The organism is Pseudomonas sp. 43NM1, from assembly GCF_002836905.1.
Lineage (GTDB): Bacteria > Pseudomonadota > Gammaproteobacteria > Pseudomonadales > Pseudomonadaceae > Aquipseudomonas > Aquipseudomonas prosekii.
Genome location: NZ_MKGS01000147.1, coordinates 12,963 through 26,597 on the forward strand (window position 1 = coordinate 12,963; position 13,635 = coordinate 26,597).

The following is a 13,635-nucleotide window of genomic DNA, read 5'->3' on the forward strand; positions in this document are numbered from 1 at the left end:
ATTGTGCGCTGGCTCACTGCACGGTCAGCGCTTTCATCCCCAGGCCCAGAACGCGTTGATCCTCGCCGAGACCCAATTGTTTCGGGCTGATCGCGTCGGGTAGCTGGACATGAATTTGCACGATTGCGTCGCTGGCAACGGTTTCGCGGATAGCCGCGGTGATCGGGATTTCGATGCGATTGTCCTGGATCCGCGTCAGGCGCGTGGTCAATGCCGGTACGCCGTTGAGGGTGAACACGGCGGTTTGTTCAGCGTGTTTCGGGAACACAAACGCTAACGCCTCAATGACGATCGACTGCGCCTGCGGCGGAATTCGCAGCAAAATATCGGCCTGCGCGCCGTCCGACCACGTGCCCCAATCTTCCGGCGCGCCCCAACCTTGGCTGAGGTGTTGAGACGTGTGATTGAACACTTGGCGCTGCCCCACTTTGATCAGCGGAACCGACGGCATCTGGCGCCCTTCATCCTCGACCACCAAACACTCGGCGCAGCGTTTCCAGCCTGGGGCGAGCACCACCAGACCGTCGATGCGCGTCAGGAGATCGGTTTGACTGTTGATGGTTTTCACCGCATCGAGTCGGGCTTTTTCGTCGAGGATGTACAGCGAGTCCGCCTCGTACTGACCGCTGTCGAGCATGCGCCGGGTCTTCTGCTCAGCCTGTTCCAGCGCTGAGGTACTCATGCGCCCGAGGTAAGTCGCGTCGGTTTTCAGCCCATGCACTGCAGCGAAATTTGCCAGTGGCAGCCAGGAATCCGGCTGGTTCTGAGGCGGTAATCGGCGAATGTTGGCGTAATGCGCTGCGGCGCTGTTCCAGAACGGATCCTGCAAAGGCGTCGCCCATTCGCTGGCCGGCGTCATCATTCGGCTCTGACGCAAACCGGCCCAGCCATTGCGCGTATCCACGACCTGAACGCACAACGCGACCGCCATCAGACACATGGCGATACGCGGCCGATTACCGCGCACCACCAGGTAAATGATTACGAAAACGATGACGTAGAACGCCGGCCAGAACATGCGCCCGGACGCGCGGAAGATATTCGCCGATTTCACCAGTGCTTTCGGCAATGGGTAGTGCGCGTTCAGCGAGCCGAGACCGATGTCGTTGGTCAATGCAAACAACAGCAGGCCGATCAATGCCAGTAACAGAATGGGCAAACCGCGCACGGCATTGGCGAATGCGGTTTTGCCGCGCAGCAGCGCAATGCCAGCGAAGATCGCCAGCAACAGCGTCCCCGCGCCTAGGTAGTTGAAGCCTTCATAGTCGCCGGGGCCTTCAGGCAAATTCGGGACTATCGCCGACCAGCCGCTGGCATCGATCAGCGACAACAGGTTCATCCGGTACAAACCAAAGCCGCCCGCCACCGCGCCTTTGCCCACACTGAAATAGCCCGCCTGCCAACAACACAGGCTCACCAGCAAAAACAGCACGGCCCATTCGATCAGCGCGGTGCGGCGCGTCATCTGCCCTTTCCGGGTTCTGCCGACCAGATCGGCAATCCAGATCAGCGCGACCATCGCCAGCAAATATGCGTGGACTAGCGCCGTCGCCGCCAGCAATGTGCCCCACGCCCATCGGCGCTTCTGCACGCCGGGATGCAACGCCAGATACAGCGCTGCCAGAATCAGAAAATGCCCGGCCAATGACAGGTGCCCGCCCATGCGCAAAAACATCGGCGGCGAAAACAGAAACAGGCCGGTACCCAGTAATCGCAGGACAACATTGGGCGTCAGCAACCCCATCAGCTTCCAGGCGAACCACGCCTGCAACACAAAACACGCCAGCAACCAGAGACCAAAATACTGGAAGGTCTCGGGCAACCAGGCGCTAAAGGGTTTGAACAGCAAGGCCAGCAGCGGATTGGAGTCGGAAAAAATGATCGCGCTGCCGAGTTCGATCCCGTAGGACGGATTAAGTCCGAGCGGAAAGGTCCACGGCGAATGTCGGAAAAATACCCAGCCCAAGTAGTGCGTCGCCGGATCGCCGCTTTCCAGCCAGGCAATGTTCTGCGGGTCGAGGGCGCGCAGCCCGATCACCATGAAAAACGCGACAACACCCATCAACAGAGGCAGCAGTGCCTGCGCCCAATGCTTGCCCGAAGCCTTCATCGATACGTCCAGAAGTTATGCAATACAAACGTGAAGGCCGGGATGGTCAACGCCACCGCACCGATCCCCAGCAAATAATTGAGCCCGGCAATTTGCGCCGCCCACGCGACGAACATCGCCAACAGAAATCCGCCGGCCGACACCAGCATGAAGCGCAGCAACGTGCGGCCATGCAACCGGGCGGAAAAACTCCAGGTGGTATTGATCAGGTAAGACACCACGGTGGCCACGGCGAACGCGACACCATTGGCCAGCGGCGGCGTCGGCATCAAAAAATTGATGAACAGCACCGCGACCACCGCGTGCAGCGCCGTGACGAACAACCCGGTCACGGCGAAGCGTAATGCGCGTTTGATCAGCGCCGATTTCTCGGTCGACGTCACGGCTTCTGCGCCAACACGAATACGGTCAGGCCGGCCAGCCGATTTGCGCGCATGAATGGCAGCTCGATGCCGCACAAGGTCTTGAGGATCGAATTGACGGCAGGATGATGCTGCTTGAGTTGCGAGCGCGGCGGCGACGGCTGTGCGCCTTTGGGCAGCAAGCGCAGCGTCGCGGCAATCGGGAACACCGCGCCGAAATAATAAGCGCCCTGCTTCACTGTCAAACCGGCGTCACGCGCGACTGTTTCAAATTGCGCCAGGGTGTAGCGGCGCTTGTGCTCAAGAAAGTCGTCGTGGCCGCTCCAGAGAAACTGAAACGCCGGCACCGTCATCAAAAAACGGCTGCCGGACGGGACCTTATCGACGTACGCCTTGAGCAATCCGACGTCGTCATCAACGTGCTCCAGCACGTCCATCAGCAGCACCAGATCAGCGTCCACCGACTCGATGCCGCGTCGGTAATGCACCGGTTTTCCGGCGGTGTTGGCGTCCGAATCGGCGTCGTAACTGATGTCTACGCACCACGCTTCATTCGCGGCGGTGTGGGTCAGCAGGTGATGAGTAAAAAACCCCGAACCGGCGCCAACATCGAGAATTTTGCGGATCGGCAAATCACCCAGCAATCGCTTGGTCGCCGCCGCTTTTGACGCGTAATACCAGTGCTGGTCGATGCTCGAACCGAGGATGTCGGTTTCCTTGAGATCCATGGTTCAGTCCTTGGGGTTATAGACGCGACGCACCAGGTAAACCGGTCGGCGTTTTGATTCGATATAGGTGCGGCCGAGGTATTCGCCGAGCACGCCAATGCCCATTAACTGCAGGCCGCCGAGGAAGGTCACGGCCACCATCAGCGAGGCGTAACCCGGCAGATCGACGCCGGAAATCAAGGTGCGCAACACGATGAAAATGGCGAACGAGAACGACACCATCGAGACGAAAAGCCCCAGATAGGTCCAGACTTTCAGCGGGTCGGTGCTGAAACTGGTGATGCCTTCCAGGGCAAAATTCCACAGCCGCCAACCATTGAATTTGCTCTCGCCGGCCACCCGCTCCGGCCGCTCGTAATCGACGCGCGTGGTGCGAAATCCGACCCAGGCAAACAGGCCTTTCATGAAGCGCCGCGACTCGGGCAATGAGTCCAGCGCGTCAACCACGCAGCGGTCCATCAGGCGAAAATCACCGACATCCTTGGGCAGCGGTTGGTCGGCAATTTTGTTGTGCAGGCGATAGAACCAATTGGCCGAAGTTTTCTTGGCCCAGGAGTCCGTACGACGACTCACACGATGGCCCAGCACCACTTCAAAACCCAATCGCCACTGGGCAATCATCAGCAAAATGACTTCGGGCGGGTCCTGCAAATCGACATCGATCGGCACCATCACTTGCCCGGTGGCAGTCTGCAAACCGGCGGTGAGCGCCGCTTCCTTACCGAAATTGCGGCTCAAATCGATGATGCGGATACGCGGGTCAGACTGCTGGCGCTCCAGCAGCAAATCCAGGGTCGTATCGGTGCTGCCATCATTGACGAAAACCATTTCCAGGCCGATCAGCGCCTCCTCCTTGAAGACGTCAGTGATCCGCGCGATGAACAAATCGATAGTCGCCGCTTCGTTGTACACCGGAATAACGAGCGAAAGCTCGACATGCCCGGCCGTGTGCGTTCCATGCTGATGAGTCAATTGATTGCTCTTTTTTTTATAGTGATTTTTCTACAATCTTCGCTCGCCAAATTACTTGTCGGCGCCACGAACTGCCCCGTATTAAGCAGGAGCATGGGGTGTGATGCAAGGGCGAAACTGCGGCGGTTTTGGCCATCCTTGCGTCGCGCTGGCTCGTGTAGGAAATGCCCTCAAATCATTGGAAACAAATGCTCGATGGCCAAAAAAATCAGCTCCGCTAGGCTTGCTGACATGCGGCACACAGGTTGTCGCAAATGATCAATCGCAGGGAGCGAGCTGAATGTATTTCGAGATTTACAGGCAATCCAAAGGCACCTCGAACACTGGCAAGGGACAGTGGCGCTGGCGGTTACGGGCCGGCAACAACGAGACGGTTGCCAGCGGCGAGTCGTATGTGAACAAGGCAGATTGTCTGCACGTGATCAAGTTGATCATGGGTGTGCAGGAGGGAACGCCGGTCAAGGAGATCTGACGGCACAAGCCGTGCTGCTCACGTTGGGTGAGCAGCTCTCGGATCACTCAACTCGACAACGCACTGTCGACTGCGGCATGCCTGACCAGGAGCTTGATTTCATGGAGAGAAAGGACATCAGGAAACGCCTCGCCCGGCCGGCGATCAAGTTTGCCGCCGGCGGATTTCGCCCCACTCAGAGTGACGATGAAAGCTGGCTCGGAAGAGTATTCCTTTTCCGCCCCGACGAAACAGTCCCGAAAAATGCTGCGGGCATCGAGCTATACCCCTACGCCCAGTTGTACCTGCCCGACTTGCCGTTCTGCAGTTCGGCCCTTCGCGGGATTCGCGTCCTGACCGTGTTCATCTCCGAGCCCTTCCCCGAGCCGTTCGAAGCCATGGGCGATAACTGGCTGATTCGTGAATACAGCTTCGATGAGGTGCTGGTGCGCAAAGACTTCGCGTCTCCCGATTCGCCCCTGAAGCCATTTGCATTGAAGGCCGAATTGGTCGAAGAAGACTTTCCGTTGTGGGACGGTGGCGGGATACCCAGAGACATTGAGCTTGAAATACTCAAACTGGAGGACTCCGGGGAAATTGAATCCTATTACGACCTGGTGACTCATGTGTTCGAACACAAGATCGGCGGCTATCCGTCGTACTGCCAGCCCGGTGATGATCCGGGGGATGATTTTGATTTTGTGTTTCAGATCTCGTCGGATACGAAGATCAATCTGAACGTTGTGGACAGCGGGAGTTTGATGTTCTGGCGGAACAGAGTCAGCGGGGAATGGGCGATTTATTACGATTTTTATTAGGGGCAACGCGCAATGCGTGATGCAACTGAACGGGGCGAACTTTCAAAAACGCCTATTCAGGTGAGAGAACCCGGGCGTAATGCGCCACTATTCACCTGCGACTTTCAGTGGTCGCGCTTTTCTCAATCCACACAAAGGAATAATAAACAGTGACCGATCAAGCCTGTGAAATGGAGACCCCCCTTGTCGGCGACAACGAGTCTACCGCCTCGGACGTAAAGATTTCGAGCACTGTCGTGAGGGTTCAGCAATTCGATAACGATTTGACCTCCACTGACGATCTTGCGCGCGCAGATCAGGGGATCGACTGGCAAACCGTCAGCCCTCTGGACTTCATGAGCGAAGCTCAGCGCGTTGATGTACTTTCTGGAGCGGGGACAATCGACGTCACTCTTGCACTTCAAGCATTTCGAGATTCCATTGCGTCAAGCACGATTAAGCGAAAAGGTGTCATACCTGCTGGTACCTACCGCTACGCGGTGTCCCCGAACTGGGCAATTCAAAACGCATCGATCAAAGCAGAAGGAGAAGTTCGCTTCCGCTACACCGGCACCGGCGACGCAATCGTACTGAATGCTGATGCTGCCGATGCCGTCTGTTTTACGCCCGGTCTTTGCTACAACGTGACAATGGGGCCAATTATTGTTGAAGCTCCAAAGACGGCCGGCGACGCGGTATCTTCCGTATCTCTCCACCACAGCAAGCTTAATTTCATAGTCCACGGGTGCGGCAGTAATAGCGCTGGCTATCGCTCCAGATTTGGAGTTCTTAATCAGATAGATATCAAGGTCACACCCAATCAGGAAGGCTGGTACCTGAATGCAAAGCCCAAGTATGGGGTTTGGCTGGATCGACGAAATGCAGCTGAGGAAACAGCATATTGCACCTTTAACAATGCCACGCTGGAGGGCGTTGAAGTCGGCGCTCATCTCGAGCATGCATTGGGCAACATGTTTTTGGGAGGCGCACAGGAGGGATGTTCGCAAGCGGGATTGGTAGTAGGAGCCGCCTCCCGTTTGAACAAATTTTTCAATGTTGATTATGAAGTGAATACCGTGGCGGACATCGTGTGCGGAGGGTATGAAAATGAGTTTCACGGATGTGATTCAGAGCTCTATACCGTCATCGAGACAACCGGTAAGCGCAATAAATTCATAGGGGGTGTTTATCAGAGTTTCAGCGTCGCCCAGAGTGCAACTGACAACAAATTGATCGGCTTTGATTACAACCGCTTCAACACTGGCGGGGTACTTTTCGATGGCGGTAACCGCACGCGCATGGCGTCGCTGACGAACTCGGGATCGGGCCTCAGTCACGATTATCTGCCAGGCTCTCCGTACATTATCCCCACACCGGCAAGTGGAGCCGAATACGTGAACCCCACAGCTCACGACATTACTATCTCTGTGACGGGCGGATCCGGTGTGACCTACATCGGACACAATCGCGGGGGTGGCGGAAGCGATGTGGGCTTCACATCCGGTCAGGTGACCCTATCTCCAAATGACGGACTTACTATCCTGTACGCTGGCGCTCCGGTGCTGACCGCATATAAGCGCTGAGCTGCCACAGCAATGGCCACGCTAGATCACTGCGACCGTTTTGCGGTGATCCTCGTGCCGGCAATAGGCTCGGGTTTTACCGATGTGACCGATCAGTGTGGCATTGTGGATGCAAGTGTTAACAACCTGACGGACCTTCCGTGCAGGCAAACGCTGCAATGCTGCAACGGGTGATCCGGCAAGGAAGCCTCCCCTCACTACAATGCCCTCGATGGATCCCATCCCGGTGGCGAGGGGGCTTGTCCGCGTTGGGTTGCACAGAAGCCCCCAACCTCCAACGATTTCTTCATGACACACCGCGGCTGTCTTAGTGGGGCTGCTGCGCAGCCCAACGCGGACAAGCCCCCTCGCCACGGGTATGCGGTGGCGCGGATGAAGTGTTAAAAACCTGAAGGAGCATCCTTGTGCGCTACAACGGGTGATCTGGAAAGGAATCGATCCCACTCACCCCACTTCCTCAGATGAAACACACCTCTGCAGTGTTGCGGATAGAAGTGTTTGACGGCATGACGGATAGCCCGCCACTACAAAAAAAATCCCGGAAACGAAAAAGCCCCCGTAATCAATGATCACGGGGGCTTTGTCTTGTTCAATAATGGCGGAGAGATAGGGAGTCTCCGATTACGACCTTAAACCCCAACAAACCTAGCTTTTATTGACCATTAGTATCAATAGTAGTAGAAATGAGTAGTAGAATTCACCCTACTACTCCCACCTTGGTGTACGCATGCCTGACCACCTCATTCAGAAGAAAAACGAATCTACTTGGTACGTCAGACTAGATGTGCCGAAGGCAGTCCGCCGAGCACTTGGCAACCAAACCGTGTTAACCCAGTCACTCAAAACCGGCATGAGGTCAGAGGCGATGGTCCGTCGTCTTCCAATCCTCGCACAGTGGAAAGCTGACATTGCTGCCGCGAGGGCAACTAAAGGTAACAACGGGGATGAATGGCGACTAGCCCAGCATGAGGCGGGATTGGCTATGCAAGGGATTCAGACTACTTCTATTCAAAAACTGCTCGCCCCGATCAACACCGGCTCACCTACATCCGAGCAACCTCCCTACTCATTTTTTGAAAAGATATTTGAGGTCATTCGCGAACTGAAGTCTCAAGGTCAACATGGGTTCGCAGATCGTCTCACAGACCACGTTGGCAAGTACGTTCCGATGCTTGAGAACGGTACCACTGCTGGGGATGCAATCAACCTTCACAATGAGTACCTGACGATCATGAGCGACATGGAAGCGGCGTGCATCACAGAAGAATACGACCTGTCTGACAACGAGCATCAGGAAGCTCAAGCGATTTTTCGTAACCCGACAATTTACAAACCACGTTCACCAATCAGCTCGTCCATGATTGAGGCATGGGCAATGCACCTCGTTACTCAAATTCCATCAGCGAAAACCCGTGATAGCCATAAAGCTCGCGTTGAAAAGATATCCACGTTCCTGACAACTGAAGGCGCCCCACTCACCTTCGACACCATCCACAAGTTCTTGAACAAGCAGTCAGGCGCTCGTCAAACCCTCACGAACTACATGTGGTCGGGGCGAGACTTCTGGAAGTGGGCGATAAAGTACAACGCTCAGTTCCGAGAGCAATTCACCGGGCAACAGTGCCCGTTCGATGGTCATGATCTACCCAAGACCGGGAAGGCAGCCGGTGAATCTTACACTCCATTCACACGCAAAGAGGTTGAAGACCTGCACAAGAAAGCCAGAGAAGCCGGGAAGGATGCTCTAGCCAATCTGATTGTCTTTGGCGCATACACTGGTGCGAGGCTTGAAGAAATCGGTCGTATCAAGCCAGAGGACACGATTATCGACGAAGCCGGAGAGCCAGTCGGCTTCAAGATCACTGAATCCAAGACGGATGCGGGTGTGCGAGATGTTCCCTTGCACCCTTCCCTTATCCCGGTATACAAACTTCTGTGTTCGCAAGCAACAGTCAATGATGGATATCTATTCAAAGGTGGGAACAACAAGTACGGTAATCGGCTTGACTGGTTGAGCAAGCAGTTTGGGCAATTGAAGAAAGCTAAGTTCTCTGACCTGCACGTTTTCCACAGCATCAGAAAAACCACCACCACCGAGCTTCACCGTGCTGGAGTTGGTTTGGAGGTGCTACCGTATATCGTCGGACATGAGAACAAGTCATTCACGTTAAGCGTCTATAGTGGCGGGTGCTCGTTCGAGCAGAAGAGAGAAGCTATTTCACACCTATCGTATAACTTCCCATAAAAGTAAGTCAGCCAGGATTAACTTGTAAAAATATGTTGACTTCCCTTGCGTCACAGTTGCCAATTTCAAAAGTTACTAGTAAAATGTGTCTAAGGGAAGAAGAAAGTCCGCCTCTCGCCATACTCAATTTGACAACTGACTAGGTTCCCTTCAAGTTTTCCCGGTCTCAGATCTTTCTCGTCTATTCAAGAGCCACAACCCTAAAAAGCTGTGGCTTTCGTCTGCCCGAAATAAAATCTGTTGTACCAAAAAACCAAACCTTAACGATCACCAATCTAAATGGAGGTATTTCTCATGCCCAACGAAAACTATTGTGAGTCTTGCGAAAAGAAACTCACGAACAAAAGATCTCATGCCCGCACTTGCGGCTCTACTTGCCGAGGTCGAGCGTGGCGAGCAAGCATACTCAAGACAGTGAGTGTCAAACTTGTTCTAAGCTTGCCGCAGCTTACTCAACTAAAAAATGAGGCAAGTTCACTGGGCCTGCTCCTCAATGAGTTAATGATTGCCAAGTCACTTCAACCAGGCCACGGGAGTATCACCCTTTGAAAGTCTCTCTAAATAGCCGCACTGAGACCAAGTTGAACGAGATCCTGAGCATAATCAACGAGAGTTCCCACGCACACGTTATCAACTTAATGATCAGTGCCTTCTTGGAATCTTTGAAAGCACCTAATCACTCACCCGCCCATGGGGACAACAATGCCAATAAATCGAGTAAAACAATGCACCGAGTGCAAGGCTGAATTTAATACACCATATATTCACACGAAGCGGTGCCAGCCATGCCGCCCAGCAGCCAAAAGGAAAGGTCAATCCGCCCGCCACCTCAGCACTGCTCAGAAGCGTATTCAACGGGTGTCAGTGAACGATCAGTGGCTTTGGATTGCTCGTGAGTGCAGGCGGGCAGGCACGGTAGAGATCCTTCAGGGCGTTAACCTAGAAGCTTTGTTCGCTTTGCGCAAGGCTCGTAATCTCACCTACGGCTACGATCCAGAAAAGAATAAGTCAAAGTATCACCTATGCCATATATCGCCAGCAGTTGGTGATAGCACTGTGGGCTTATTGCATCATTTGAATCTTTTCATCGGTGGATCTTTCTATAATCAAGTCCACGGCAACAATAGCTATCATGATCGAGGGCTAAGTATTCCAACAAGCAAGCTTAAGAAGAAGTGGCTTGTAGATGGAAGCAACAAAGACAGCACAGTTCTTGAGAAGATGGAGAAGTATTTAGGTCAGGTCTTGCTCGATTACGCCGAAGAAAATCCAATCAATACTAGTGGGCGTATTGGACTTGCTCGGTGGATTTATAAGAACGACCCCAGTAATAAGCTGACTATCAAGAAACTTGAGGAAAAGGGGGTAACCGAGCTGAGGGAGATTAAAGCTAAAGCGCAAGACAAAGAACTATATCAACACGACTACACTGCCAGACGCTCCTTTGTGGTGATGCTTGAAGAATGTTTCCGCTTGGCTGAACAATTGCCAGACGGAAAGCATAGGTCTGACGTTGCTTTTATGATTCTAGTTCTTCAAGTTGGAGCTGCATGGCTCAGCCGTGTGCCTGGACAAGATGGTTTATCCAATATTCTGGCAAACCCCTACGGTGTAAAGTGGATTCCTCTTAGACTACGGGAAGGCATGGAAGAAACTACCCTCCGTAACTTTATAGGGTTTCAGGCATTCCAAGCCCTACAGGGCGCCACTGTAGATCGCAAGATGATTCGGGCAACCTTGAGTAAGTATCTTGAGGTGATGACGCTTACACCTGACCACAGCGCTTCCAATAGGGGTATGCAGGAGCACTTTGCAACCGAGTGTTCGCAATTCATTCCACAAGTTCCTGTTATCAAAAATGCAATAATCAGGCTTGGCTTGCCTGACAAGATTATGCTTGCGGAGGAGATTGCGAAAGCAGAAGTGGCAGCATATGAAGAATCAGTGTTCGCAAGCTTTCAATATGAACAATGTGACGATCCAGATGACTACAGCACTATCTACTATCAGGTGGAGGAGGATTATATTCCTAGCCCCAACTTGAAAGTTTATCAACGGGAAATCTTCTGCCCATTCTGAGTTGGATATAGCATAGGGGGGGGGTAATCATTAATAGCACTCCACACCAACCCTCTAAGCCACGTCCTACATAGCCTTTAGCCATTTGCACCACGCTAAATTACTCATTTGTCACGAAGCAAAACGGGCAGCTATTTCCCAAAATATTCCGAACCAACATAAGGAACAAAATAATGAGCACCACTAGCAAGACACCTATAACAATCAACGACGCGTCGAAAAAGTGCTGACTACTGCTGTAGCTGAGATTGAAAATTGTTTTGGGTCGCTAGTAGTACGGGAGTGATTATTCTATAAGAAATTAGGGCGGTAAGCAGGGGTATAGAAGAGCTGATATCTATATACACAACGCCCTCTCCATCTTCAAACCCTGATTTCTGCAGACCTATAGTGTCAACATGTTAAGCAACTACCATCCTACATCTTGGTTTTTATGAATTTATCATTCGCAAGACCTGTTTATAAGCATGGTGAACTCACATCACTGCGAGCTAATTTTTTCAGATACGGCTATGAAAACCACAACTATGGAAACAATCGCGATGATCCAGTAGCCTATGTGATATTCTTTTACATTAAGTTCGCTGTGCGCATTAGCTATTAACGATTGCTGATTTGATTCAGTTATGCCTTGAACAACATTAGCAGCAACCACACTCGCACCACAGTGCTTGCATTGGATTGCAGCTTTTTTAATGGTTTCTGCGCACATTGGACAAGCTGTGCTATTAGAACTATCCAAAGCAGAGCTAGCTTCGCGACGCCCTGCAATAATCATTAGTAGACCAATGATCAGCATTACACCACCTATCAAGGTGAAGTTCTGCCGCTCTGCCATTAGTCCAAGATTGTTAACGCGCCCAACACCGGAGGGCACCGATACATCCATCACCATCGCACCGAACACGGCGAGCACGCCCAGTACAAGCACCCAAATCCCAAATACTCGCATAAGTATCTCCTCCTCCCATAAAGGCAGAAGGCTACCATCTTCGCTCCAGCCTAGCCAATCGAGTAAAAGCGGCTATCAGAAAGGTCTACTTGTTCGATAGTTTCATAGACCTATGGTAGCCACTATCAAATAACTATTGTAGATAGACAAATGATCGTATTATCATAGGTCTATCGAGTCACAAGACAAAGGATAGCAAGCCATGAACGCCCATCTCTACCTGAGAGCATCGACAAAGGATCAGGATGCAAACCGTGCAAAAGTCGCACTGGAAGCATTTGCTGCTGGCAAGGGATTGACCATCACTGGCGTATATAGCGAGAACATCTCAGGAACCAAGCTCAATCGTCCTGAGTTGATGCGCCTTCTCGACACTGCCAAAGGTGGTGACGTGTTGCTGGTTGAGTCTGTAGACCGTCTGAGCCGCTTGTCACAAGTTGACTGGGAAGCGCTCAAGGTAACGATCAAGGCTAAAGGTTTGCGCCTGGTGATCGCTGACCTTCCCACCAGCTGGCAGATGGCAGCAGATGGTATCGCTGGTGAGGTGCTGAAGGTTATCAACGACATGCTGATTGAACTGATGGCAACCATGGCACGTCTGGATCAAGACAAACGTGTTGAGCGTATCAACGAAGGTTTGAAGAACAAGCGGATTGCTGAACCTGACTGGAAGCCAGCCGGTAAAAGTAAGAATGCAGCACTGCATGAACAGGTGAAGTCGCTGATGGCAAAGCATCCAACAATGTCTGCTGACCAGATTGCAAAGCTGGCTGACTGTGGTGTTGCCACTGTCTACCGGATCAAACGTGAAATGAAGTGATAGGTTTTCCTGCACGATCAGACGCGCTAACCCTCACCCGGTAGGTATGCCCTACCACATTGCTACAACGCCTAATTCAGCAGCACAGCCGCAGTAAACAGCCAAATCAATCGACCTTTGACCCTCTGCTAGGGATTTGGGAGAACATTAGTGGGGGTATCTCGATTTTCAGGCTTGAACGTTGAGCGCGTGTGATATCCCGCTGACGGATTTCCCTAGATCAAAATACTGACTCGGTTTGAAATCGAGATTCCCAAAACGGGTTTTGGGGATTTTGGTGGGAATTGGATGGGGGTTGAGTAGTAGAAATAAGTAGTAGAATCGAAAAACACTCGTACACAAAAAAGCCCCGTAAATCAAAGACTTACGAGGCTTTTATTTGTATGGCGGAGAGATAGGGATTCGAACCCTAGGTACCGGTGAAGGTACAACGGATTTCGAATCCGTCCCATTCGGCCACTCTGGCATCTCTCCAACGGCGCGCATCATAACAACACTTTCGCCGGATGCGAAGCCCCTAAGCGAAATTTTTCCGT

General features: G+C 52.6%; 11 protein-coding genes and 1 tRNA gene. 6 read left to right on the forward strand and 6 right to left on the reverse strand.

Features of this window, described 5'->3' with window-relative positions:
- Positions 1-13: 13 nt before the first annotated feature.
- The 4 genes from BI292_RS16195 to BI292_RS16210 are packed head-to-tail and all read right to left on the reverse strand — an operon-like array spanning position 14 to position 4,172.
- Positions 14-2,110, reverse strand: a complete 2,097-nt coding sequence (locus tag BI292_RS16195) for a DUF6311 domain-containing protein (protein ID WP_101208451.1) — start codon at positions 2,108-2,110, stop codon at positions 14-16.
- Complete coding sequence (locus BI292_RS16200; protein ID WP_101208452.1) at positions 2,107-2,493, reverse strand: GtrA family protein; 387 nt, start codon at positions 2,491-2,493, stop codon at positions 2,107-2,109. Before BI292_RS16200 ends, BI292_RS16195 begins: the two co-directional genes overlap by 4 nt.
- Positions 2,490-3,200, reverse strand: a complete 711-nt coding sequence (locus tag BI292_RS16205) for a bifunctional 2-polyprenyl-6-hydroxyphenol methylase/3-demethylubiquinol 3-O-methyltransferase UbiG (RefSeq protein WP_101208453.1) — start codon at positions 3,198-3,200, stop codon at positions 2,490-2,492. The genes BI292_RS16200 and BI292_RS16205 overlap by 4 nt, the downstream gene beginning before the upstream one ends.
- Positions 3,201-3,203: 3 nt before the next feature.
- Complete coding sequence (locus BI292_RS16210) at positions 3,204-4,172, reverse strand: glycosyltransferase family 2 protein (protein ID WP_101208454.1); 969 nt, start codon at positions 4,170-4,172, stop codon at positions 3,204-3,206.
- Positions 4,173-4,452: 280 nt separating this feature from the next.
- On the opposite strand from BI292_RS16210, the gene BI292_RS16215 reads away from it, so the two are divergent.
- From BI292_RS16215 to BI292_RS16235, 5 genes are all read left to right on the forward strand, one after another.
- Positions 4,453-4,644: a DUF1508 domain-containing protein gene (locus BI292_RS16215; RefSeq protein ID WP_092271785.1), complete on the forward strand. Its 192-nt coding sequence runs from the start codon at positions 4,453-4,455 to the stop codon at positions 4,642-4,644.
- Positions 4,645-4,745: 101 nt separating this feature from the next.
- Positions 4,746-5,441 carry a DUF1963 domain-containing protein gene (locus BI292_RS16220; protein ID WP_101208473.1) on the forward strand — a complete coding sequence of 232 codons (696 nt, stop codon included), beginning with the start codon at positions 4,746-4,748 and terminating at the stop codon, positions 5,439-5,441.
- Between the two features lie 149 nt (positions 5,442-5,590).
- Positions 5,591-7,003, forward strand: coding sequence for a hypothetical protein (locus tag BI292_RS16225; RefSeq protein WP_157831267.1), 1,413 nt, complete (start codon positions 5,591-5,593; stop codon positions 7,001-7,003).
- 727 nt (positions 7,004-7,730) lie between these two features.
- On the forward strand, positions 7,731-9,248 hold the full coding sequence (locus BI292_RS16230) for a tyrosine-type recombinase/integrase (RefSeq protein WP_101208456.1): 1,518 nt from the start codon (positions 7,731-7,733) through the stop codon (positions 9,246-9,248).
- Positions 9,249-10,112: 864 nt separating this feature from the next.
- Entirely contained in the window at positions 10,113-11,327 is a 1,215-nt protein-coding gene (locus tag BI292_RS16235) for a hypothetical protein (protein ID WP_157831268.1), read from the forward strand.
- Between the two features lie 481 nt (positions 11,328-11,808).
- On the opposite strand, the gene BI292_RS16240 is transcribed toward BI292_RS16235, so the two are convergent.
- Positions 11,809-12,279, reverse strand: a complete 471-nt coding sequence (locus BI292_RS16240; protein ID WP_101208458.1) for a hypothetical protein — start codon at positions 12,277-12,279, stop codon at positions 11,809-11,811.
- A 202-nt stretch (positions 12,280-12,481) separates the two neighbouring features.
- Here BI292_RS16240 and BI292_RS16245 point away from each other — a divergent pair, with 202 nt between their 5' ends.
- Positions 12,482-13,099: a recombinase family protein gene (locus BI292_RS16245; RefSeq protein ID WP_101208459.1), complete on the forward strand. Its 618-nt coding sequence runs from the start codon at positions 12,482-12,484 to the stop codon at positions 13,097-13,099.
- Between the two features lie 384 nt (positions 13,100-13,483).
- Here BI292_RS16245 and BI292_RS16250 read toward each other — a convergent pair.
- Positions 13,484-13,573, reverse strand: a tRNA-Ser gene (locus BI292_RS16250).
- Positions 13,574-13,635: the final 62 nt, after the last annotated feature.